This window comes from Kribbella sp. NPDC051620 (genome assembly GCF_044453825.1).
Lineage (GTDB): Bacteria > Actinomycetota > Actinomycetes > Propionibacteriales > Kribbellaceae > Kribbella.
Map to the genome: position 1 here is coordinate 1,127,747 of NZ_JBITDB010000002.1, position 24,842 is coordinate 1,152,588.

Annotated in this window: 12 protein-coding genes and 1 tRNA gene; 6 read left to right on the forward strand and 7 right to left on the reverse strand. The window is 69.3% G+C overall.

Translation table 11 applies throughout. From position 1 onward, the window contains the following. Window positions 1-346: 346 nt before the first annotated feature. Entirely contained in the window at window positions 347-2,008 is a 1,662-nt protein-coding gene (locus ACIA12_RS12465; RefSeq protein WP_396367026.1) for a glycoside hydrolase family 13 protein, read from the reverse strand. An 86-nt stretch (window positions 2,009-2,094) separates the two neighbouring features. Here ACIA12_RS12465 and ACIA12_RS12470 point away from each other — a divergent pair, with 86 nt between their 5' ends. Further along, a complete protein-coding gene (locus tag ACIA12_RS12470) occupies window positions 2,095-3,354 on the forward strand; it encodes an ROK family protein (RefSeq protein ID WP_396367027.1) in 1,260 nt (419 codons plus the stop codon). A gap of 7 nt (window positions 3,355-3,361) precedes the next feature. Here the strand turns inward: ACIA12_RS12470 and ACIA12_RS12475 are convergent, their stop codons facing one another. Continuing rightward, entirely contained in the window at window positions 3,362-3,928 is a 567-nt protein-coding gene (locus tag ACIA12_RS12475) for a GNAT family N-acetyltransferase (RefSeq protein ID WP_396367028.1), read from the reverse strand. A 44-nt stretch (window positions 3,929-3,972) separates the two neighbouring features. Further along, the gene (gene nagZ / locus ACIA12_RS12480) at window positions 3,973-5,430 is read right to left on the reverse strand and encodes a beta-N-acetylhexosaminidase (protein WP_396367029.1); all 1,458 of its coding nucleotides are present in this window, start codon (window positions 5,428-5,430) and stop codon (window positions 3,973-3,975) included. Window positions 5,431-5,684: 254 nt separating this feature from the next. On the opposite strand from nagZ, the gene ACIA12_RS12485 reads away from it, so the two are divergent. After that, a complete protein-coding gene (locus ACIA12_RS12485; RefSeq protein ID WP_396367030.1) occupies window positions 5,685-6,632 on the forward strand; it encodes an ROK family protein in 948 nt (315 codons plus the stop codon). Between the two features lie 345 nt (window positions 6,633-6,977). After that, entirely contained in the window at window positions 6,978-7,532 is a 555-nt protein-coding gene (locus ACIA12_RS12490) for a hypothetical protein (RefSeq protein ID WP_396367031.1), read from the forward strand. Window positions 7,533-7,700: 168 nt separating this feature from the next. Here the strand turns inward: ACIA12_RS12490 and ACIA12_RS12495 are convergent, their stop codons facing one another. From ACIA12_RS12495 to ACIA12_RS12510, 4 genes are all read right to left on the reverse strand, one after another. Next, window positions 7,701-18,872: an amino acid adenylation domain-containing protein gene (locus ACIA12_RS12495; protein WP_396367032.1), complete on the reverse strand. Its 11,172-nt coding sequence runs from the start codon at window positions 18,870-18,872 to the stop codon at window positions 7,701-7,703. Between the two features lie 287 nt (window positions 18,873-19,159). Then, window positions 19,160-19,231: transfer RNA gene (locus tag ACIA12_RS12500), tRNA-Val, on the reverse strand. Window positions 19,232-19,265: 34 nt separating this feature from the next. Then, on the reverse strand, window positions 19,266-19,742 hold the full coding sequence (locus ACIA12_RS12505; protein WP_396367033.1) for a peroxiredoxin: 477 nt from the start codon (window positions 19,740-19,742) through the stop codon (window positions 19,266-19,268). Window positions 19,743-19,749: 7 nt separating this feature from the next. After that, window positions 19,750-20,196 (reverse strand): DUF3052 domain-containing protein, encoded by a 447-nt coding sequence (locus ACIA12_RS12510; protein WP_328322083.1) that lies wholly within the window; start codon window positions 20,194-20,196, stop codon window positions 19,750-19,752. 322 nt (window positions 20,197-20,518) lie between these two features. Here ACIA12_RS12510 and aceE point away from each other — a divergent pair, with 322 nt between their 5' ends. From aceE to ACIA12_RS12525, 3 genes are all read left to right on the forward strand, one after another. Then, window positions 20,519-23,248 carry a pyruvate dehydrogenase (acetyl-transferring), homodimeric type gene (gene aceE, locus ACIA12_RS12515; RefSeq protein WP_396367165.1) on the forward strand — a complete coding sequence of 910 codons (2,730 nt, stop codon included), beginning with the start codon at window positions 20,519-20,521 and terminating at the stop codon, window positions 23,246-23,248. A gap of 142 nt (window positions 23,249-23,390) precedes the next feature. Further along, window positions 23,391-23,702 (forward strand): hypothetical protein, encoded by a 312-nt coding sequence (locus ACIA12_RS12520; RefSeq protein ID WP_396367034.1) that lies wholly within the window; start codon window positions 23,391-23,393, stop codon window positions 23,700-23,702. Beyond that, complete coding sequence (locus ACIA12_RS12525; protein WP_396367035.1) at window positions 23,699-24,802, forward strand: flavin-containing monooxygenase; 1,104 nt, start codon at window positions 23,699-23,701, stop codon at window positions 24,800-24,802. Before ACIA12_RS12520 ends, ACIA12_RS12525 begins: the two co-directional genes overlap by 4 nt. Window positions 24,803-24,842: the final 40 nt, after the last annotated feature.

A 24,842-nucleotide genomic window follows, 5' to 3' on the forward strand; every position in this document is an offset into this window, starting at 1 on the left:
GACCCTCCACTGCTCTTGCAAGACGAACTCCCCGCCGTCACTGGAGCAACCAGCACGGCACCTCCTCCGCATCGAGCACCAACCGGACAGCCACCAACCTCGGCCGCACTCTGACCAAGCCCCACGGGCTGTCACAGGTCTGCCGAGCAAGCCGGGGCTCAATCTCAACACACGTCGGCGGTGACCCGCACGATCTGCCAGTCCCCTCCGGTGCCATCGCCGCCCAACGGCCAACCCTCGCCCCGGCACCGCGTGAGCTACAGCGGCGGCCGGGACTGTCTGTTGCTCTTGCCTGTTGCTCATGGCAACAGACCCTCCGCTTGGGCGGAGGGTCTGTTGGGGTGGGTCAGATCAGCCAGGCGGTGGTGTCGGTGGGGAGTTTGTCGCCGTCTAGGGGGGAGCTGGAGAGGACTACCGCGCCTTCGGGGAGTTCTATGGGGGCGGCGCCGAAGTTGGTTACTGATTGCCAGCCACCGGGGCGGGTGAAGTGGAGGGACCATTCGACGCCGTCGATCCATTCGAGGCCGGCGGAGGTTTGCAGGCCTCGGCGGACGGCGAGGGCTTTGCGGTAGAGGCTGAGGGTTGAGGTTGGGTCGGATTCTTGGGCTTCTACGGAGTACCCGCCGAACCAGGTCGGCTGGAGTAGGTGGGAGCCGCCGGAGCCGAAGCCGAAGGAGAGGCCGCCGATGGTCCAGGGCAGGGGGACCCGGCAGCCGTCTCGGCCCTTCTCGGCGCCTTTGGAGCGGAAGTAGGCCGGGTCTTGGAGGTTGGCGGCAGGTAGTTCGCCGACTTCCTGCAGACCCAGTTCCTCCCCTTGGTACAGGTACGCCGAACCTGGCAGCGCAAGCATCAGCAGTACTGCGGCCCTCGCCCGCCGCAGCCCCTGTTCCACATCGACCGTCGGCTCGGTGCCGTTGCTCAGCAGCCAGGCCTTGCCGTCCTGCCACAGCCCTTCCGGATCACGAGGCAGCCCGTACCGCGTCGCGTGCCGGACCACGTCGTGGTTGGAGAACACCCAGGTCGAGGACGAACCGTTCTCCTCGGCCAGCGCCAGGTTCTCCTCGATCACCTGGCGGAACTTCCCGAAGTCCCAGTCGGCCTGCAGGAGGTCGAAGTTGAACGCCTGCCCGAGCCCGTCGGCACTCGCGTACCGAGCCCTTCGCGCCGCCGGTACGAACGCCTCGGCGACCGCTGACCGGGGCGGGTCGTAGGAGTTCAGCACCTTGCGCCACTCGCGGTAGATCTCGTGCACGCCCTCGCGATCCCACAACGGGTGCGCTCCGAGCGACTCCGACTGCCTCGGCAAAACAGATTTCGACGGTAGCGGCTCGGTCAGGTCCTTGACCAGCGCATGCGCCACGTCCACACGGAACCCGTCCACCCCGCGGTCAGACCAAAACCGCAGCGTGGTGAGGAAGTCGTCGCGGACCTCGGAGTTGGCCCAGTTGAGGTCGGGCTGCTCGGCGGCGAACAGATGCAGGTACCACTGCCCGTCCGGCGTCTGCGCCCAGGCCGAGCCACCGAACACCGAGTCCCAGTCCGACGGCGGCTCCGACCCCTCCACACCAGAGCCGTCGCGGAAGATGTACCGATCGCGCGCCGCCGAACCCGGCTCTGACGCCAGCGCCTCCTGGAACCACGCGTGCAGGTTCGAGGTGTGGTTCGGGACGATGTCGACGATCAGCTTGATCCCGGCCGCGTGCAGCGCCGCGACCAGGTCGTCGAAGTCGCTCAGCGTGCCGAGCCGCGGGTCGACGTCACGGTAGTCGTCCACGTCGTACCCGCCGTCGGCCAGCGCGGACGGGTAGAACGGGCTCAGCCAGACCGCGTCGATGCCGAGCGAGGTCAGGTACGGGACGCGGCTGATGATGCCGCGCAGATCGCCGACGCCGTCGCCGTCGGAGTCGGCGAAACTCCGCGGGTAGATCTGGTACACGACCGCTTGCCGCCACCAGTCGGCATCGGTCGGATCACCTGGTCGGATCACCTGGGTCTCGGTGCTGGTCAAGAGCGCCTCACTCTGGTTTATATAGACTCTAAATTTAGATTCTGCAGTATTGTGCGCGGGTATTCGCGAGGAGGTCAAGGGCAAAGATGGCGAACACCGCGGCGGCCACGCCGCCGCTGCTGCGCAGGGTCAACGCCGGCAAGCTACTCGGCGTACTGTCCACGGCGGGCGTGATGACAGGTACCGGCCTGATCGAGGCGACCGGTCTGACCCGCGCGACCGTGCACGCGGTCTGCAACGACCTGATCGCGATGGGCTGGGTGGTCGAGCTCGACCCGGGTCACGACGCTCCCGGTACGCCGGTGGGCCGGCCCTCCCGCCGCTTCGAGTTCAACAGCCATGCGGGCTACGTGCTCGGGATCGACGTCGGCGCGGCCAAGACGACCGTACTGCTGTCCGACCTGCGCGGTGAGACCGTTGCCAAGACCGGTCGCTCGTTCCAGACCGTGAAGACGCCAACGGAACAGACTCAGGTCGTCGACGAGGCGGTCCTCGAGGTGCTCGCCGAGGCTCAGGTGACCGATGCCGAGGTGCTCGCGGCCGGGGTCGGGGTGGCCGCGCCGGTTGATCGGGAGGGCAACATCCTGGTCGACGACTCGTTCTGGCGGCGCTTCGACGCCGGGTTGCCGGCGCGGCTCACCGAACTGCACGGCTGGCCGGTGCTTCTGGAGAACGACGCGAACCTGGCCGCCCTCGGCGAGCACTGGCGAGGTGAGGCTCGGGACGTCGATGATCTGGTGGTGCTGCTCGCGGGTGAGCGGTTCGGCTCCGGGCTGATGGACTCCGGACGGCTGCTGCACGGCAGTCGCGGCGGGGCCGGCGAGATGGTCTATCTCAAGCTTGTCGAGGGCGTCGGAGACACCGCCGGTATCGCCCGCACGGCTCGCGAACTGGGCGCGAAGGCAGTCGCCGACCCGACGGTGAAGACCAGCCTTCGCAAGCTCGCCGTCGAGGCGGCGGCGCCCGCGGGCGACGCTGGCGTCGCCGTCACCGCGGACGCGGCTGGTGCTGGGGTGACTGCGGAGTTGGTTTTCGAGGCTGCGGCCGGTGGTGATGAAGTTGCTCTGGGCATCCTTCGGCACATTGCCGGTCGCACGGCGAGAGTCGTTGCGACGTTGGGGATCCTGTTCAATCCCGAGCTGGTGGTGATCGGTGGAGCCGTTGCCACGGCGGCGACGGCGTTGCTACCCGAGATCGAGAAGCAGCTGGCAACCTTCACCGCTACTCCCCCGCGGGTGGCGGTCTCCTCGCTGGGCGACACGATCGTGTCGGTCGGCGCCGTCCGGCACGCCCTCAACTACGTCGAGCAACACGCCCTCGACCTCCAACTCAACTGCAGGGGCTAACCGCACGTCAGGCGAGGGTCCAGCGGGGTGGGGCTGCGGGTGGGGTCCATTCGGGGCGGATCATGCTGTGCATCTTGGAGTTTCGCCAGCCGGTGCGGATGAGGACTGTGCGGCGGAGGATGCCCTCGTAGGTCATGCCGATGCGTTTCAGGACGGCGGCCGAGGCGGAGTTTCGGGGGTCGCAGGTGGCTTCTATGCGTTCCAGTCCACGGTCCTGGAAGCCGAAGTGGAGGAGGATGCGGGCGATCTCGCTGGCCACGCCTTGGCCCCAGTGGTCGGGGTGGACGGAGTAGCTGATCTCGCCGCGCTTCCAGGCGGCGTGGCGGATGTTCAGCTCGCCGATGCCGAGTACGCCGGTCACGGGATGGGTGGCGACCCAGGCGTACCGGGTGCGCGGCTCCACCTGGGCGGACGCGATCGCGGCCGCGACGAACGCCTTCGTCTCCGCCTCAGTGTTCGGTCCCCACGGCTGGTACCTGCACGACTCCTCCAGCGAGGCCCACTCGTGGATCCGTGGCCAGTCGCCTTGCTGGAGGGGTCGCAGCGTGATCTTCGACAGGTCGAGAGCGTTCACCCGAGCCACGCTAGACCTGGAAACGATGTCCTAGCGGCATCCCACTAGGGAACGCGGGTCAACAGTTGCGCCGCCGCCTCCAGGACAACGAGGTTGCGGCCGTAGGTGACAGCGGTTGGGACGGCCGCGGGCACGAGTGCCCGGTCCTCGGGGATGCCGGTGCACAGTACGAAGACGTCACCCTCGTGGCTCTCCAGCAACTGCGCCAGGGCCGCGCGCATCCACGGCGTACGGACGGCGTCCTGTACTGCGACCACCAGCGGCCGCCCGATCGCCGCGTTCTGGGCGTCCGACAGCGCAGCGGGGTCCTCGCCGCGCAGTACGACGCCTGCCGAGCCCGGCGCGACCTTGGCGAAGACCTCCGGAAGGCCACTGAAGTACGGGTTCCAGGCCGGGTGCAGCCCCTGCGTCAGATCCACCACGTACGGCGATCCGCCGAGCCCCGGGAAGTCCTGCCGGGTGACCGTGCGGGCAGCCACCTCGCGGGTCGGCGCTCCATCCAACCCGGACAGCCGGGGACGTGCCGCGAGCGTCGCCGCCAGCGCGCGCACCCGGCCGGCGGCCTCCGCGAGCCGACCGGCGTCGAGCGTCCCCTCGTCGACTGCCTGGACCAGGCGGGCGGTCAGCGCCGCAGGGTCCGCCTCGCCGATCGCGATCATCGCCAGGTCCGCGCCGGCCCGGATCGAGGCGACGGTGGCGTCCTCGATCGACTGGGTCGCGGTGATCGCCTGCATCTCGAGCGCGTCGGTGGTGATCACGCCGGTGAACCCGAGCTCCTCGCGCAGGAGTCCGTGCAGGATCCGCCGCGACAGGGTGGCCGGCTGGTCGTCGTACGCCGAGAAGATGATGTGGGCGCTCATGATGACGTCGGCACCGGCCTCGATGGTCGCCCGGAACGGCGCGAGCTCGACGGCGCTCACCTGCTCGATCGAGCGGTCCACCCGGGGCAGCGCGAGGTGGGAGTCGACGGTGACGTCGCCGTGGCCGGGGAAGTGCTTCGGGCAGGCGGCGATACCGGCGTCGTGGACGCCCTGGACGAAGGCCACGCCGTGCCGGGAGACGACGTCGGCCGTCGTACCGAACGAGCGGGTCGAGATGATCGGGTTGGCCGGGTTGCTGTTCACGTCGACCGAGGGCGCGAGCATCAGGTCGATGCCGAGCGAGGCGAGGGTGGCCGCCGCGTCGCGGGCCGAGGCTCGGGTCAGGTCGACGTCGTCCAGCTCGCCGAGTGAGCGGGGCGAGGACAGCGGCCAGGGGTTCGCGGGCGCGAGGTGGCTGAACTCGCCGCCCTCGTGGTCGATCGCGATCAGCACGTCCGGCCGTTCGGCGCGCAGCGAGGCGGTCAGCGCCGCGACCTGCTCCGCGCTCTCGACGTTGCGGGTGAACAGGATGACGGCGCCGAGTCCGGCGGCGACGGAGCGGCGGAGTTCTTCGGGGGCGGTGGTTCCGTTGAAGCCGACGACGAGACTGCCGGCGGCGTCGCGGTCCAGTTGGTCACTCATGCGCCTACCCTCTCGTGCCGGGGCCGCGGACCGCTACCTGAACTGGTCACGGACAGCGAAGGATTGCCCTCGTTGTTGATGATTGAAGCGCCTTGAAGGCCATCGTTGTCAGACTATGTCCTGGCATGAATCAAGCGCTGGCCTGCGGGATCATGGATGATTAGCACCGACAACCCCTCGCCGGATTGGCCGGTTACAGATAACGTTGTCTCCCGATCCAGCCCGCGATCGGCACCGGTACTGACAGGGGGACCATGACCGACCAGCCAGTGACCGTGCTAGGCATCGACATCGGGGGCACGAAGATGGCTGCCGCGATCGTGGCGGCCGACGGGGAGATCCTGACCAAGGACCGGATCCCGACGCCGCCGGGCGACGCCGACGAGGTGTTCGCCGCGCTCGGCGAGCTGATCGCCCGGGTCAAGGGCGACACCGAGCCGGCCGCGGTCGGCATCGGCTCGGCCGGGCCGCTGGACCAGGAGCACGGCCTCGTCTCCCCCGTGAACATCGCCGGCTGGCGGAACTTCCCGCTCGTCGACCGGGTCCGCGCGCTCGTCGGTGACGTGCCGGTGACGCTGGGCGTCGACGGGCACTGCTTCGCGCTCGGCGAGTTCTGGACCGGCGCCGGCCGCGACGTCGGCAGCCTGCTCGGGATCGTCGTCTCCACCGGGGTGGGCGCCGGCATCGTGGTCGACGGGCGGCTGCTGCTCGGCCAGTCCGGCAACGCGGCGCACCTCGGGCACGTCGTGGTCGACCTCGACGGCGAGGCGTGCGCCTGCGGGTCGTACGGTTGCGTCGAGACGTATGCGAGCGGTCCGCGGATGGTTGCCCGGGCCAAGCGTCGCGGCTGGCGGAGTACCGAGGACGTGGACGCGGCGGTACTGTCCGCGGACGCCGCCGCCGGGGACGAGATCGCGCTATCCGTCTTTGACGATGGCGCGCAGGCACTCGCGGCGGGCATCGTTGCCACCGCTGTGACTGTTGACCTCACGACCGTCGTGATCGGCGGCGGGGTGGCCAAGGCGGGGACGGTGTTGTTCGACCCGGTCCAGCGCTGGGTGAAGCGCCTCGCGCAGCTCCCCTTCGTCGCCGACCTGACCGTCCAGCCGGCCCAGCTCGACAACGCCGGCCTGATCGGCGCCGCCCGGCTCGGCTGGGATCTGTTGCCCGCGGCCACACCCTCGGAGATCGCCCTGCGGTAGTTCACCGGCAGTTGGCGCCAACGTCACCGTCGACTGACGGTTGGTGACCCCTCACACACAGATCTGTCGTGCGGAAAGGGGTCTCCCGAGCAAATTTGCGCATTTTTTACGCAATTGCCCAAATCCTTGTAACGGCGACCCCTGCTGTACCGATGCAACGGATGGACGGGGTGGGGGCACGTCGTCCGAGGGCAATCAGGGGGGACCTGCATGCCAGGGATTGACCGTTCGCGTAGGCGGCGAGGAGGAGACTCCTCGCCGCTCTCGCGGGCAACCGAAGTACCGATGTACGCACGTCCACCAGCGTTGTCCGGGGCAACGCTCGACCGTAGGGAATAGGTCCTGATGGACGCCGCCGTTCTGATCGTCTTCGCACTCTTCTTCACCGCGCTCGTGGTCGCCACGACGGCCGGCCTCGGCATGCTGCGTACCTCCGTACGCCGCCCGCGGCTGTTCCAGACCGTCGTCGTCCTCGCCACCGCCGCCACCGTCCCGGTCGACCTGTACGCCGTCATCTACGGCACGGCCGGCCCCGGTGGCGTCGCGATCGACGAGATGGCCGACCGCCTGCTGCTCCTGAACGTCGCCGCCGCGTGCGGCGTCGCGGCCCTGCACGAGTCCCTCCGGGGACGGGCCATCTCCGCCGTGTCGGAACCGGACGAGCTGTCCGGGTCCGAGCAGCCGGTGCGGATGGGCGTGCTGGGCTGGACCGGCCCGCTGATCGCGCTCGTCGCGGTCACCGCCGTCGTCGTACTCGGGTCCCGGGGGAACGGACCTGAGCTCGGCAACGTCGGACCCGTCTGGGCCGTTTATTCCCTGCTCATCTGCGTGATCAGCGCGTACGCGCTGCTGCGCCGGCGGGCAGTAGAGGTAGGTGCGGTCGATCCTCAGGAGGGATGAGGATCGAGCGCGGGTTCTGCACCGCGGACGGTAGGCCGGAGGTTGCGGGAGGGTAGCCGCCGGGCACACAAACCCCCGTACACGGTGCAGAACCGACTTCACCGGAACGAAAGAACCCCCACGCAGAGGAGTGCGTGGGGGTTTGACGTTGCTCAGCAGCCCTTGAGCTCAGCTGTCTTTGAGCCATTCCGGTTCAGGAAGCCTGGAGCGGTCCAGCTTGCCGGTGGAGTCCAGCGGCAGGTCCTCGACCGGGATCAGGTCGGCCGGGACCAGGTAGATCGGCAGCTCCTTGGTGAGCTCCAGCAGGAGGTTCGCCAGTACTGCGGGGTCGCTGTCCTCCAGTACGACGTACCCGATCAAGCACGTGTCGCCGGCCGGGTCGGCGCAAGCGACGACCACTGCGTCGATCACGCCGGGCAAGTCGGCCAGTACGTGCTCGGTCTCCCCCGGCTCGACCCGGTGCCCGCGGATCTTCACCTGGTCGTCAGCGCGGCCCAGGTAGTCCAGCGAACCGTCAGCACGCCAGCGGCCGAGGTCACGGCTCCGGTACAACCGTCCGCCCGGATTCGCCGGGTCACTCACGAACGCCCTCTCGGTCTCGTCCGGCCGCCCCAAGTAGCCCTGGGCAACGGCCACGCCGCCGAGGTGGATCTCACCGATCGCTCCGACCGGTACCGGCCGGAGCGCCTCGTCGAGCAGTCGCACCACCACGCCGTCGATCGGTCGCCCGATGGACGGCCGGTCCTCGTCCGGGTCGACCTGGTGGATCGTGGTCACCACGGACGCCTCGGTCGGGCCGTATTCGTTGTAGAGCGTGCACTCCGGGTGCGCCTCGAGGAAGTCGCGGATCTTGTGCGTCACGACCATCGCCTCGCTGCCCGCGACGATCTCGCGCAGGGCCGGCAACTCGGGCACCTTGCGCATCGTCGCGAGCAGAGCGGTCAGCGGGGTGAACGCCATGAACAGCCGCTCGACCTGGTGATCCTTCAGCGCCGCGATGACGGCGTCCGGGTCGTACCGGTCGTCCTCGCCGATCAGCACCAAGGCGGCACCGGAGGCGAGCGCGGTGAACATCTCCTGCACGTGGACGTCGAAGCCGAATGACGTCCACTGCAAGGTGCGCAGCGATCGCCTGGTACGGAGGTAGTGCCGGATGAGGTTGACCGGGCCGCGATGCGGTACGGCGACGCCCTTCGGGTTGCCGGTCGAGCCCGACGTGTAGATGCAGTAGGCGATGTCGTCGGCAGCGGCCCGTACCGGCGGGGCCTGCTTCGACCGCGCGTCACCGTCGACCGCGGCCACCGGCACCAGCCGCAGCCCGAGCCGGTCTGCCAGCGCCGCGTCGTCGCCGACCAGGGCGACCGCACCGGCGTCCGCGGTCATGAAGGCCCAGCGCGACTCCGGTACGCCGGGATCCAGTGGCAGGTAGGCAGCGCCCGACTTCAGCACGGCCAGAACTGCGACCACCAGCTCCGCTCCCCTGGCGACCCGTACCGCGACGAGCTGGCCGGGCTTCACGCCGAGGTCGACCAGTTGCCAGGCGACCGCATTCGAGCGGCGATCGAGTTCGGCGTACGAGATCTCACGGTCGCCGTGGATCAGCGCGATCGCGTCGGGCGTCCGTGCCACCTGCTGCTCGAAGAGGGTGTGCAGGCCGCTCAGCTCGCCTGCGACGACGGCGTCGCGGCGGACCCGGCCGACCGGGCCGGTCTGCGGCGCCTCGCCCTCGAATTCGGCCAGGATCTTCTTGTCGTCTTCGATCGGCAGCATCAGGTCGGGCAGCGGGAGCCGCGGGTCCTCGATCGCGCGGCGCAGGACGGCTTCGAGGTACGCGAGCAGGCGCTTCACGGTCTGGTGGTCGAACAGGCCGGCGCGGTAGTCCGCAGTACAGGTGATGCCGCCGCCGTGGTACGCGAGGCGGAAGCGGAGGTCGAGGCTGCTTGCGAGCTCCTCCTCGCCGGCCTCGAACTCGACGAGCACCTGGAAGAGCGGGTCCTGCTCGAGGGTCGCGAGGTCGGCGGTCGAGTGGTCGACCGCGGTGGTGGTGATCTCGCGGACACGCTGGGCGAGGTCGCCGAGGTCCGGTTCGCCGGTGAGGTCGAGGCGGAGCGGGAGGGCCGGCTGGCGTGCGGTGTCGCCAGGGCGGCGCAGGGCGGCGGTACCGATGACGAGGTCGTCCTGGTCGGCGAAGCGGCCGAGTACGGTGCCGACGGCGGCGAGCATCGTCATCAGCGGGCTGACCCGGCGGTCGCGGCTGAACGCGAAGACCGCGTCGCCGATCTCCGAGTCGAGCTCGTGGGTGACAGTGCCGATCACGTCGTCGGCGGCCGGGCGCGGGCGATCGGTCGGGAGGACAAGGGGCTGGGCCCCATCGAGCGCGGTCTGCCAGTACTCCAGATCCCTTGCCCGCTTGGCTTTCTCGGCCGCGGCTCTGTCTTCCTGGGGTTTCTTGCTGTCCGGCTTTTCCAGCGTTTCGGTGCGCTGCTGTGCCGCGGCCTTCTGGGTTGCTTCGAGCTTTTGGGCCGTTTCGTTGAGGAGGGCGAGCTGCTCGTGCATCAGCTTGGTGACGCCGTCGACGAGCTGGCCGGCGACGCGGAGTTGCTGCGACATGAGGGCGGCCATGCCCGAGCCCGGCAGTTCGGCTTCGCTGGTCGCGGCGGCCGCGGCGTCGACCTTGGCCGCCAGTTCGGCCAGGCCTGAGCCGAGCACCGCGAGCGCAGTACGGGGGTCTGCGTTCTCCGGTGCTGACGCCTCGGCCGCCGTCGGGCGCAGGAGGTCGAGCGGGTCGACCTCGTCGCCGTCGGGTTGGTTGCGGGAAGCAACGGCCGTGGCGAGCTTGTGCGGCGTGTTCAGGTCGTCGAAGAGTTCGCTGACCGCGATCTCGACGTCGAACCGCTGCCCGACCTCCTCGACCACCCGCAGCATCGACAGCGAATCCGCGCCGAGCTCGGCGAACGTGTGATCCACCGTCAGGTCATACGGCTCCAGCCCGAGCTGTTCCCCGGTCAGATCAAGCACGACCTCCAGCGACTCCCGATACAACTCCGCAGCCGAAGCAACGGGGACCTCCGAGCTCTCCCCGTCCACTGCCGCGGAAGTCGCCCCCTCCGCTGCTGCTCGCCCTGCGGACGCCTCGCCTTGGTTTCCAACAACCTGAGCCCCGGCGACCGCATCCTCAAGAACCCGAGCCCCGGGGACCGCATCCTCCGCGCCTGCCAGCGACGACCCGGGGCCGGCCTCGGCATCCGACGCTCCGCCACCAGGCCCAGCCACCGCCATAGCCGGGACCATCTGCACATACGCAGTGCCAACCAGCTCAGCACCGTCCAACTCAACAACCGGCAACGGCTCAGTGACCTCGATCGGCTGCGTGCTGAGCCGATCCGGATCGTCCTCCGCCGGAATCGCGAACGGCGACAGATCGATCTCCTCGACCGTCGGCACGACCACGCCGTTGGAGGCCGGCGGATCCAGCGGGATGCGCTTCAGCGCCGCCCCACTCCGCTCGATCGAACGCTCCTCCTCGACCACCGCCGGCTGCGCCGACGCCACCGGCCGCGCCGACGCGTCCACCGGGTGATGCACCCGACGGAACGGGTACGTCGGCAGCGGCACCCGGCCGCTCTCCGGGTACACCTTCGCCCAGGCGATCTCGGTGCCCTGCTCGTACAGCTCGGCCAGCCCGTTCATCGTCGCCAGCACCGGGTCCTGCCCGAGCCGCTGCGCCGGGATCCACGTGCTGTTCGGCGCGATCCGTCGTCCGGCCGGGCTCAACACTGCATCCGGCCCGAGTTCCAGGAAGCGCCGGCAACCGGCCGCGGTCAACGCCTCGACGGCATCACCGAACAGCACCGGCTGACGTAGCTGCCCGACCAGGTAGTCGCCGTCGAGCGCAGTACCGCTCTCCAGCAACTCGCCGGACCAGCTCGACACCATCGGCATCCGCAGCGGCTTGAGCTTGATCTCGGCGACGACCTTCGCGAAGTCGGCCAGGATCGGATCGACCAGCGAGCTGTGGAACGCGCGATCGACATCGAGCCGCTGCCACTTGAGCTCCAGCCGGTCGAGCTGCTCGGCCAGCTGCCCGACGATCACCTCGGACCCGGTCAGTACGAAGTTCTGCGGACCGTTGCCCGCGGCAATCTCCACGCCCGGCGTCTGCGCCAGCTCGCGAACCCGGTCGGCGTCGGCCCGGACGGCGACCATCGCACCGGGCACGGTCCCGCGCTGCATCAGTACTCCGCGCTGCGCGGTCAACTTCACGCCATCGGCGAGGGACAGCGCGCCGGCCACGCACAACGCCGCGTACTCGCCGACGCTGTGCCCGACCACCAACGCGGGCTGGACTCCGAAGGACTGCCAGAGCCTTGCAAGCGCTAGCTCGAAGGCGAAGAGCGCAGGCTGCGCGGTCTCGGTCGGCCAGACGCCGTCATCGGTGCCGGCCGGAGTCAGGAGCAGCTCGAGGAGTCTGCCGCCGACCTCCTCCTCGTAGACCTTGTCGCACTCGTCGAGCACGGCGCGGAAGACGGGGAAGCGCACTGCCAGACCGGCCGCCATTCCACGCCGGGCAGCGCCTTGGCCGGTGAACGCGAAGCCGAGTGGGCCGGGGCCGCCGCGCGGTACCTGGGCGGTGGCGGCCGTTGCCAGGGCTTCGGCCAGCTCGGATTCGGAGGAGCCCGCGACAGCGATGCGGTGGCGATGTGCTGGGCGGCCGATCGACGCAGTACCGGCGAGGTCGATGAGTCGTTGCCCGGTGCCCTCTTCCAGCTCGGTACGGAACAGGACGGCCAGATCGGCGAGGGCGGCCGGGTCGGGGGCCGAGATCGGCAGCACGACCGGGCCGTCTTCGCCGCGACGGATCTGGCGTGGCGCCTCTTCGAGGATGACGTGCGCGCTGGTGCCCTTGGCGTCGAGCGCGCTGACGCCTGCGCGCAGCGGCGTACCGGCTTCCCAGTCGCGGACCTCGGTACCGACCACAAAGGGGCTGTCGGCAACCTTCAGGGCCGGGTTCGGCTTGCGGTAGTTGATGGTCGGGACGAGGGTGCGGTGCTGCAGCATCAGCACGGTCTTGATCAGGCCGGCCATGCCCGCGGCGCTGTCGAGGTGGCCGATGTTGGGCTTCACCGAGCCGATCGTGATGAAGCCGACCTGGTCGGTGTGCTTGCGCAGCGCCGTGGTGAGGGCGCGGAACTCGACGGTGTCATCTTCCGGAGTACCGGTGGCGTTGGCCTCGACATAGCTGAGGGATGCGGCCGGTACGCCGGACTTCTCCAGCGCGCGCTCGACGAGCTCGACCTGGCCGGCGGGGCCGCCTTCGTTGGTGACGGCGGAGCCCTTGATCACGGCGTACACGGTGTCGCCGTCGGCAACCGCCTGGTCGAGCCGCTTGAGCAGCACGGCCGCGACGCCGTTGCCACCGACCGTACCGTCGGCTTCCTGATCGAAGGCGCGGAGGTGGCCGGTCGGCGAGAGGATCGAGCGGGCACTGGCGTGGTAGCCCGTTGCCTGCGGCACGTGTACCGCGGCGGCGCCGGCGAGCGCGAGATCCGCGTCCCCGCTGCGCAACGCCTGGCAAGCAAGGTGAACCGCCACCAGCGAGGACGACCACGCGGCCTGTACGCCGATCGCGGGGCCGGTCAGCCCGAGCCGGTAAGCCACTCGGGTCGCGAGGTAGTCGGGCGGCTGATTCTCCTGCGTGTAGAGGTTCATGCCGGAGCCGGCGAAGATCCCGATCCGCCCCGACGCGCCGGCGTACCCGCCATGCTCCAGCGCCTGCTGACATACCTCGAGGAAGAGCCGTTGCGCCGGATCAGTCAGCTCGGCTTCCCGATCACTCAGCCCGAAGAACGCCGCGTCGAACAGCTCGACATCATCCAGCGCCCCGCTGACCGCGACCAGCTCCTCGTCCCCACTCTCCCCGGCCTCCTTCAGCTCCTCGTCGCTGAACCGCCGGACACTCTCCACCCCACCGAGCAAGTTCTCCCAGAACTCATCCACCGACGAGGCCCCCGGGAACCGCCCCGCCAGCCCCACCACAGCCACCGGCTCAACCACACCCGCCTTCGCAGCCGGCTTCCCACCCTTCCGGCCCCGCTCCCCCACCACACTCTTAGCACCCACACCCGCGCCGACAACCCCCACAGAGCCAGCGACAGCCTGCACAGCAACGGACCCATCCGACCCGCCAGACCTCGCGGCGGACCTGTCCAGCTCGGCGTCGACGGGAGCTACTTCTTCGGCTTCGGCATCCGAGTCGTCCTGCCCGCGTTCGGCCCCCGCACCGACGACAGTCAACTCACCGTCAGCCGCAACCGCCCCGTCAACCCCCGCGACCTCGCCGGCTCGCGAGTCCACGCCGTCACCAGACCCAACAACCCGTACGCCACCACGACCCTCGGCCGCGCCAGGCACCATCCGCACGTAAGCGCCGTCCAGCAACTCCTCAGCACTCGCCGCAGCAACCTCCGCGCCGGCACCGTCCCCCTCCACGGCCTTAACCGAGCCAGGCACCATCCCCACATAAGCGCCCGCCAACAACTCCTCAGCAACAACGCCCGCCGAGCCACCCACACGCCCGTCAGCCGCCTCAACACCATCGGCCCGCCACTCAGGCGACCCGGCACCACCGGCCTGCGCCGCGGTCGCCTTGCCGCCATCGGCCTGCGCCTCGGAGACCCCAGCCTCGCCACCATCAACCTTCGACCCGCCGACCTGAGCTACCTCGCCGACCTCACCCCGCGCAAGCTCATCTACCGACGCCTCAGCATCCGCCTCACCATCAGCCCGCACCCCAGCCGACTCAACAAGCTCGCCACCATCAGCCCGTACTCCGGTCGGCTCGCCACCACCAGCCCGTACTCCAGTCGGCTCGCCACCATCAGCCTGTACTGCGGTGGGCTGGGCAAGGTCAGCCAACTGAACCGGCCCACCGCCATCAGCCTGTACCTCAGCGGACCCAGCACCGTTAGCCAGCTGAACCGACTCGCCACCATCGACCCGCACCTCGGACACGTCAGCCGACTCGGCTCCATGGGCCTGCGGCTCAGAGCTCGTGGCGGACTTCCCATCGTCAGCCCGCTCAACCGACTCGCCCCCATCAGCCTCCACCGCGGAGACTGCGGCGGCTGCGGCTAGCTCGGCATCACCGGCTTCCGCCTCGGCTAGCTCGCCATCACCGGCTTCCACCTCGGCCGGCGCGGCATCGTCGGCCCGCGCACCGACCAGCTCAACCGGCTCGCCGCCATCGACCTCTACCCCAGAGACCTCGGTCGACTCGGGCCGCACCTCGGCGGACTCGGCACCGCCAGCCAGCTGAACCGACGCACCACCATCCGCCGCCACCTCAGAGACCCCGGCCGACTCGGTCCCGGCCGCCCCCAGCTCGGAGACCTCCGCGGACTCGCCATCGTCAGCCTGCACACCAGCAAGGTCAACCGGCTCGCCCCCGTCAGCCTCCACCTCGGAGACCTCAGCCCCCGCAGCCGCCTCGGCATCACCGGCTCGCACCTCGGCCGGCTCGGCACCACCGGCTTGTACCTCGGTCGGCTCGGCAACGTCGGCCTTCGCGCCGATGAGATCAACCGGCTTATCGCCATCGACCTCTACTGCAGAGATCTCGGCCGACTCGGGCCGATCAGCTCGCAGCTCGGCCGATCCGGCGTTGGCCAGCTGGACAGCGGCCAACTCAACTGGCTCGTCGGCGTCGGCCTGTACCTCGGAGCCTTCGGCTGGCTCAGCCTCGCCGGGTTGCACCTTGGCGACCTCAGCAGCGTCGGCCTGCGCGCCGATGAGATCGACCGGCTCATCGCCATCAACCTCTACCGCGGAGACCTCGGCCGCCTCGGGCCGATCAGCTCGCGCCTCGGCGGATTCGGTGTCTTCCAGCTGGGCAGCGGCCAGCTCAACTGGCTCGTCGCCATCGGCCTGTACCTCGGAGCCTTCGGCTGGCTTCGCCTCACGGGGTTGTACATCGGTCGACTTGGCAGCGTCATCCTGCGCGCCAGCACGGTCAACCGGCTCGCCCCCGTCAGCCTCCACCTCGGAGACCTCAGCCGCGGCAGCTGGCTCGGCATCACCGGCTTGTACCTCGGCTGCCTCGGCATCACCGGCTTGTACCTCGGCTGGCTCGGCATCACCGGCTTGTCCCTCGGCCGGCTCGGCATCACCGGCTTGTCCCTCGGCCGGCTCGGCATCGTCAGCCTGCGCGCCGGCCAGATCAGCCGGCTTACCGCCATCGGCCTGTACCGCAGAGAGCTCGGCCGACTCGGGCCGATCAGCTTGCAGCTCGGCGGATTCGGTGTCGTCCAGCTGGGCAGCGGCCAACTCAACTGGCTCGTCGCCATCGGCCTGTGCCTCGGAGCCTTCTGCTGGCTTCGCCTCACGGGGTTGCACCTCGGCCGACTCGGGCTGACCGGTTCGCACCTGGGCGGACCTGGCGGCGTCCGGCTGGGCAGGAGCCAGGTCGACTGGTTCGTCGCCGTCGGCCTGTACCTCGGAGCCTTCGGAAGGCTCGGCCTCGCCGGGTTTGGCCTTGGCGGGTTCGGCCGGCGGCTCCTCAGCGGATTGCAGCTCGGCGTACTCGGTCTGGTCGGCGTCAGCGGTCTGCGCTTGGGGGGTCTCGGGCGACTCGGTGTCGTTGGGCAGCGGACCGGTGGGGTCTGCGGGGTTGGTGTTGTTCGTCTGTGGGTCGGTGAGGTCGGCTGCACGTTGGAGGCTGTCGGGGGCAGCAGTCGGTGGCTTGGCCTCGGCGGAGTCGGTGGAGACTCGGATGATCGGAAGCTGAGTGGTTTCCTGATCGAGGTCCGGCGCGGTCGGCAGCGAGGCTGCCTCAGACGGGCCGGTACGTCCTGACAGCGGACCAGACGAGTCGGTGCGTGCTGAGAGGTCGGTGTCGTTGGCGAAAGCATCGGAGCTGTCCGCGAGCGCGTCGGAGGACCCCGCGAGGGGTTCTGCAGCCTTCGTACGTGGGTCAGCCGTTGTCTCTGCCGGAGCGACGCTGGTGCCAGTCAGTGCATCGGCACCTACCGTGCCGTCGGGTGCAGCCGCGCCGGTGGTCACCCCGGGCGACTTCGCGCCAGCGGGTTCCGCCGGCCGTTCGACATCGGCCGAGTCGGCGCGGGTACTACCGGCGAGGGGGTCCGTGGGCGGCGAGGCGGCGGTGGCGCCGGTCAGTGCGTCGCCGCTGGTAGTGGCGGTCAGCGGGTCAATTTCGGTGCTACCGGTGGGCGCATCGACGCCAACTGCTTCGGTGGTCGCGGATGCGTTGGGTGTGTCCGCGTGGGAGTCCGCGCCAGTGGGCGGCGCCGCGGTAGTACCGGTCAGTGCGTCGCTGCCGGGCGTACCGGCTAGTGCGTCGGTGGTGGAGTCGTCGGCGTCTTCGGGGTGGCGGTTGGCGCCTAGCGTGGGGCGTTGGGGTGGGGTGGGGATGGAGTCTTGGAGGTTGCGGCGCCAGGCTAGGCGGACTATGGGGAGTTCGGTGGTTTGTTCGCTGGGGTCTTCGTCGTTGTCGTAGCGCGAGGACGCAGGGACCGAGCCTGGGCGGATGGGATCGCCGTACGGGGACGCCACGGGCGGAGTGGCGTACGGGCCCGGGGCCGTCTCCAGGGTGTTGTCGAGCCAGCGTTGCTTCAGGAGTGGGCGGAGGATCTTGCCGCCGGGAGTGGTGGGGAAATGGCGGCGAGGGACGCCGACGACCCGGGCGTCCAGGCCCAGGCGGCCGCGGATGACCGAGCGGATCGCCTCGTCGACGCCCTCGGCCGACTCCGACGAGAGGGCGTAGAAGATCAGCAGCCGCTCAGTGCCCAGGGCGGCGTCGGCTACGCCGCAGGCTGCGACTAGGCCGGCGACGGCGCCAGGAGCAGTTGCGGCGACCGCCTCGAGCTCGTGCGCGTAGTACGTCTGGCCGTTGAGGATGATCCGCTCACTGTCGCGCCCGGTGATGACCACCTGCCCACCGGAGATGAACCCCTGGTCCCCCGTTGCCAGCCACTTGCGCGCCGGCCAGTTGCCTGCGGGGAACGCTGCGCGGTCTGCATCGGGATTGCCGAGATACCCCGGCGTCACCCGAGCGGACGCGATCTGCAGCTGTCCGATCCGCCCCTCCGGCAGTACTGCGCCGTTGGGCCCCACGATCCGCACAGTCGCCCCAGGAGCAGGCGCACCCACAGACACCAGACTCAGTACGCCGGGCGCATCCGTGCGGCCCTTCCCCGGCCGAGCGACAGCAACCTTCCCAGCACTGGTCCGCTGGTCGACCCACTCGACAACCCCGGTCTGCGAGATCCGCACCCGATGCACGTTCGGCGTGAGCCCCGGTCGCCCGAAGGTGATGCCGGTGACCGTCTCGGTCATCCCCCAGGCGGCGACGAAGGTCTCCGGCACGACACCGAACCGATTCGTCAGCCGCAGGAACTCGCTCACCACCGGCACAGTGATCTGCTCGCCACCACTGACCAGACTGCGCAACGCCGACAGATCCCAGTGCCGATCAGGCTCGCCGGCGATCGCCGCGGCGGCCAGCCGGTACCCGAAGTTGGGCGACCACGAGTGGTTCACCCGGTGCTGGTCCATCAGGTCCAGCCAGCGCAGCGGGTCGGCGAGCACCCAGTCCGTCGCCACATGAATGTTGGTGCAGCCAGTGAACACGGGCAGCAGGTGGTACAGCAGGAAGGCCCCGCTGTGGTCGAGCGGCAACCAGTTGAGCGTCGTCTGCCCGGGTCGCACCGGCAGCATCGCCGGCGTACCGGCTGCGAACTCGACCAGCCCGCGATGTGTGAGCTGGATGATCTTCGGCGTACCGGTACTGGACCCCGAGGTCATCATCAGTACCGCGACGTCGTCCGCAGCAGGCCGGTGGAATTCGGAGGTCGGCTCGTGCCCAGCCAACGCGTCCGGGTCGAGCACCGGCAACCCGAGATCGTTCGGCAGGTCCGACGGCCGCCCGATCAGTACCGTCCAGCCGAGCAGGTCTGTGACCTTGCGGAGCCGCTCGCGGCCCTCCTCGGTCGTGTCACCCTCCGGCGACGGCGACATCAGCAACGGCCGGATGCCGCCCAGCGTGCACGCCCAGAACGCCGCGAAGAACCCCACCGGCTCGGTGCAGTGCACGACAGCAGGATCACCAGCCCGTACGCCGTTCGCGCGCAAGCCGGCCAGGATCCGCGCAGCCAGCTCGAGCAGCGTCGGGAAGTCGAGCCTGGTCTCGCGACCGTCCGGGCCGATCTCGACGACGCCCGCAGTACCGAAGTCGCGGGCAGCCCGCAGCAGGGCGCTGGGCAGATCGCGCGGGTACCCCGCCGGGATCATCAGCGCCGGTCCGGTACTGATCGCCGGCCGGTCCATACCGCTCCTCATCGCACCAGCCCCGCACCGGGGAGCACAGAGGCGCCAGTCAGTTGGCGACCCACGGACACGTGCCTCCCCAACTGGACGGAGCCGGGCTCAGGGCATGCCCGTCTCGCTGGTATCGACAGAAAAGCCCCGTTGCCGGCACCGCGCGAGGAGGGTGACCGAGTGGTCCCGGTGCGTCATCGCGTGAGCCGACGAACGGGAACCTTACCAGCCGAATTGTGACCTGGCCGAAGCAGATCCGGCAGCTGACTGTTAAGAAAGTCAGCAGGGGTGAGGGGTGGGCGCTGAGGGGATCGAACCCCCGACATCTTCCTTGTAAGGGAAGCGCTCTACCGCTGAGCTAAGCGCCCTCGTTCAGCCTGTCGAAAAGGCGGAGCGGGAAGTCTATCCGAGATCAGGCCGAAGACTCGCCAGGGCCTCCGCATACTCGTCCGGATCACGGGCCGCACCGATCTCGTTCACCACCGACCAGCGCACGATCCCGGCCTGGTCGACCACGAACGTGCCACGCAGCGCGCAGCCGCGGTCGGCGTCGAACACCCCGTACTCCGAGGCGATCACGCCGTGCGGCCAGAAGTCGCTGAGCAGCCCGAACTCCAGCCGTTCGGCCTCGGCGTACGCGCGCAGCGTGAACATCGGGTCGCACGAGATCCCCACGAACTCCGCGCCGGCCAACAGGTCGGGCCGGTCGCGGAGCGCGCCGAGTTCACTCGTGCACACCCTGCTGAAGGCATACGGATAGAACACCAGAACCACGTCGCGCCGGCCCCGGTACTCCGAGAGCCGGAACTGCTCGCCGTGCTGGTTGCGGGCGGTGAAGTCCGGTGCCTGGCTGCCGACCCTGGGGACGACAGCAGTCACCGGACAGTCACTTCCTGACCTTGGGCGACTTCGGCAGCACCAACTTCGTCGCCGACCAGTCCGGGGTCGCGCTCAGGCTGCTGGTCGTCTGCATCCCGGCCGTCGGCGCCGCCTCGGCGATCTCCGCCGCGTCGACATAGCCCTCCCGGCCGACCTTGGGAGTCATCAGCCAGACGGCTCCGCCGGCCTTCAGGTCGGTCAGCGTCTCGAACAGGGCGTCGACCAGGTCCCCGTCGTCCTCACGGAACCAGAGCAGGACGACATCGACTGCGTCGTCCGGGTCGTCGCCGGTGAATTCCTCGCCGGTCAGTTCCACGATGGCGTCGCGGAAGGCGTCGTCACAGTCGTCGTCGTAGCCGAGCTCCAGCACGACCGTGCCGCTCTCGAAGCCGAGCCGGCTCGCCATGTTCGGCTCGCCGCTCTTGCCGTCCGCGTGGTCCGCGGTCGCGCTCACGTGTCCTCCTCCGTCGTCCCCGGTGGCCGGGGGTAGGCGTCAGTAGCAGTAGTCCATCGTGGCCTACCGCGTCGCGCAAGTATGCACGAGGGTTCCGTGACGTGTCCGGTATCCGCATGTCGGACACGGTGCGTGTCCGGTGGGAACCCACCCGATCAGGCGAGATCGGCCGAGGTTGTGGATGCCAAGTAGAACGCATTCCGGTCAGGTGACAGGATTACCAGTGCTCCGATCGCTCAGCACTGGAGTAGGACCGACTAGACAGACAGGCAGGACACCCGTGGCTTCCGGACACGAACCACCAGCCATCATCACCGAGGGGATGCCCACCCAGCTCCCCGACATCGACCCCGACGAGACCCGCGAGTGGGTCGAGTCGCTCGACGCCGTGCTGGACGAACGCGGCAAGGCGCGAGCGCGCTACCTGATGCTCAAGCTGATCGAGCGGGCCCGGGAGCGACAGGTGGGGGTGCCCGCGCTGCGGAGCACGGACTACATCAACTCGATCCCGCCCGAGCGCGAGCCGTGGTTCCCCGGCGACGAGCACATCGAGCGGCGGATCCGGGCCTTCATCCGGTGGAACGCCGCGGTGATGGTGAGCAAGGCCAACCGCAAGGGCCTGGAGGTCGGCGGCCACATCGCCACCTACCAGTCGGCGGCCAGCCTGTACGAGGTCGGCTTCAACCACTTCTTCCGGGGCAAGGACCACCCCGGCGGCGGCGACCAGGTCTTCATCCAGGGCCACGCCTCCCCCGGTATGTACGCCCGGGCCTTCCTCGAGGGCCGGCTGACCGCCGACCAGCTGGACGGGTTCCGGCAGGAAGTCTCCCGCGGCCCGCACAAGGGCCTGTCGTCGTACCCGCACCCGCGGTTGATGCCCGACTTCTGGGAGTACCCGACGGTCTCGATGGGTCTGGCGGCGCTGGACTCGATCTACCAGGCGCGCTTCAACCGGTACCTGCACAACCGCGGCATCAAGGACACCAGCGACCAGCACGTCTGGACGTTCCTCGGTGACGGCGAGATGGGCGAGCCGGAGTCGCTCGGCGCGATCGGCCTGGCCGCCCGCGAGGAGCTCGACAACCTGACCTTCGTGGTCAACTGCAACCTGCAGCAGCTGGACGGCCCGGTCCGCGGCAACGGCAAGGTGATCCAGGAGCTCGAGGCGTACTTCCGCGGCGCCGGCTGGAACGTCATCAAGGTGGTCTGGGGCCGGGAGTGGGACGCGCTGCTCGCGCAGGACCACGACGGCGCCCTGGTGAACAAGATGAACACCACTCCGGACGGCCAGTTCCAGACCTACTCGGTCGAGTCCGGCGAGTACATCCGGAACAACTTCTTCGGCGGCGACCAGCGGCTGCAGGCGATGGTCCGGAACCTGTCCGACGAGGACCTGCGCAAGCTGCCCCGCGGCGGCCACGACTACCGCAAGGTCTACGCGGCCTTCAAGAGCGCCAAGGAGCACGTCGGCCAGCCGACCGTCATCCTGGCCCAGACCGTCAAGGGCTGGACGATCGAGGCGCTGGAGGGCCGCAACGCGACCCACCAGATGAAGAAGCTCACCTCCGACGACCTGAAGACCTTCCGCGACCGGCTCTACCTGCCGATCGAGGACAAGGACCTCGAGGACGCCTACAACCCGCCGTACTTCCACCCGGGCAAGGACTCCCCGGAGTACCAGTACATGATGGAGCGGCGTTCCCAGCTCGGCGGCTTCCTGCCCGAGCGCCGGGTCCGGCCGAAGACGCTGAAGCTGCCTGGTGACGACGTCTACAAGCCGCTGGCCAAGGGCAACGAGAAGACCCCGGTCGCGACCACGATGGCGCTGGTCCGGCTGTTCCGCGACCTGATGAAGGACCCGGAGATCGGCCACCGGATCGTCCCGATCGCGCCCGACGAGTACCGGACGTTCGGTATGGACTCGATGTTCCCGACGGCGAAGATCTACTCGCCGCACGGGCAGACGTACGAGGCTGTCGACCGCGCGCTGCTGCTGGCGTACAAGGAGTCCGAGCAGGGCCAGCTGCTGCACGAGGGCATCAGCGAGGCCGGCGCGATGGGCTCGATGATCGCTGCCGGCACGGCGTACGCGACGCACGGCGAGCCGATGATCCCGTTCTACATCTTCTACTCGATGTTCGGGTTCCAGCGCACCGGCGACCAGCTCTGGGCGCTCGGTGACCAGCTCGGTCGCGGCTTCCTGATCGGCGCCACCGCGGGCCGTACGACGCTGACCGGTGAAGGTCTGCAGCACGCGGACGGACACTCGCCGCTGCTCGCGTCCTCGAACCCGGCGGCCGTGCACTACGACCCCGCGTTCGCCTACGAGGTCGCGCACATCGTCAAGGACGGCCTGCGCCGGATGTACGGCTACGGGCTGGACAAGGACAAGCCGTTCGGCGAGGACGTCTTCTACTACCTCACCGTCTACAACGAGCCGGTCGCGCAGCCGGCCGAGCCGAAGGACCTCGACGTCGCGGCCCTGCTCAAGGGCATGTACCGCTTCAACGAGTACGAGACGGCCTCGGGCGACGACGTACCACGGGTCCAGCTGCTCGGCTCGGGTGTCGCGCTGCCGTGGATCCGCAAGGCCCAGCAGATCCTCGCCGAGGAATACTCGGTCGCCGCCGACATCTGGTCGGTGACGAGCTGGAACGAGCTGCGCCGCGACGCGATCGCCGCCGAGCAGCACAACCTGCTGCACCCGGACGAGGACGAGCGGGTCCCGTTCGTCACGCAGCAACTGAAGGACACCAAGGGCCCGGTCGTCGCGGTCAGCGACTTCATGCGCGCGGTCCAGGACCAGATCTCCCGCTGGGTGCCGAACGACTACACGTCGCTGGGCACCGACGGCTGGGGCCTGGCCGACACCCGCGCCGCCGCCCGCCGGCACTTCCAGGTCGACGCCGAGTCCATCGTCGTCGCAGCCCTGGAGATCCTGGCCAAGCGCGGTGAGGTCAAGCGCGAGGTCGCCGCCGAGGCAGCCCGCAAATACCGCATCGACGACCCGACGGCGGTTGCCGGAGTCAAGCAAGAGGGCGCCGGCGCCTGACCCGAAGCACCTGACGAAGGGCCGTCCACCGATCCGGTGGCCGGCCTTTCGTCGGGTACGAGAAAGTACGTAGTACCGGCCGGGAGCAGTTGGGTATTGCGACCGACGCGGGTACCGATGCCGCGCTCATACCTTCGGTGACATGACTGGCGCAGGCATTGCTCTTCTCGCGGGGACGGTATCGACCCTCCTGTTCGCGTCGAGCACGCTGCCGATGGTGATGAAGGCGGCTCGGACGAAGGACCTCTCGTCGTACAGCCTGGCGAATCTCGTGCTCGCCAACATCGGCAACGCCGTCCACTGCATCTATGTGGTGCACCTGCCGGTAGGGCCGATCTGGGCCCTGCACGGCTTCTACGTCGTGACGACCGGGCTGATGCTGCTGTGGTGCTTGCGCTACCGGCCGGCCCGCCGATCGCCCGGCGCGCTACGCACTGAGCGGAGACTCGCATGATCACCGAGAGCATTGAGACTGTCATCATCGGAGCCGGCCAGGCCGGCCTGGCGACCGGGTACCACCTGCGCAAGCGGGGCCGGCCGTTCGTCATCCTCGACGGCAACGCCCGCGTGGGTGACAACTGGCGGGCGCAGTGGGACTCGCTGCGCCTCTTCACCCCGAAGAAGTACGACGGACTGCCAGGACTGCCCTTCCCCGGCAGCAAGTGGTCCTACCCGACCAAGGACGAGGTCGCCGACTACCTGGAGTCGTACGCCGCCCACTTCGAGTTGCCGGTCCGCACCCGGACGACGGTGGACCAGCTCGAACCGCTGGACGACGGCGGCTACGCCCTGACCACAGGTGACCGGCGTATCCTCGCCACCAACGTGGTCGTTGCCACCGGCACCTTCGGTCGTACGCCGTACCTGCCCGACTTCGCCGTCGACCTCGACCCGGCGATCCGGCAGCTCCACTCCAGCGAGTACCGGCGTCCGGGACAGCTCAAGGACGGCCCGGTCCTGGTCGTCGGCGGCTCGCACTCGGGTACCGACATCGCGTACGAGGTCGTGACCACGCATCCGACCGTGCTCGCCGGCCGTGATCCGGGCCAGATCCCGGTCCGGCTGGAGAAGAAGGGCGCCCGGATCTTCTTCCCCGTCTTCCTCTTCCTCGGCAAGCACCTGATCACTCGCCGGACGCCGATGGGCCGCAAGGAACTGCAGGAGATCCGGTACCACGGCGGCCCGATGCTCAGGGTCAAGCGGGAGGACCTCCTCGAGCGCGGCGTCGAGCGGGTGCACAACCGGGTCACCGGCGTACAGGACGGACGGCCGGTACTCGACGACGGCCGGGTGCTGGACGTGGCGAACGTCGTCTGGTGCACCGGGTTCCGCCAGGTGTTCGACTGGATCAAGGCGCCGGTGATCGGCCCGGACGGCTGGCCCGAGGAGATGCGCGGCGTCGCCGGCGGCGCGCCCGGCCTGTTCTTCTGCGGCCTGTGCTTCCAGTACGCCTTCACCTCGATGACCCTGCCCGGCGTCGGCCGGGACGCCGAGTACGTCGCCAAGCGCATCGTCGCCCGTTCCACCGCCGCCCGAACCGTCACCGCCGCCTGAAGCCCTCCCGCGCGTATCCTCAGCGCAAAGGGGACTCTCC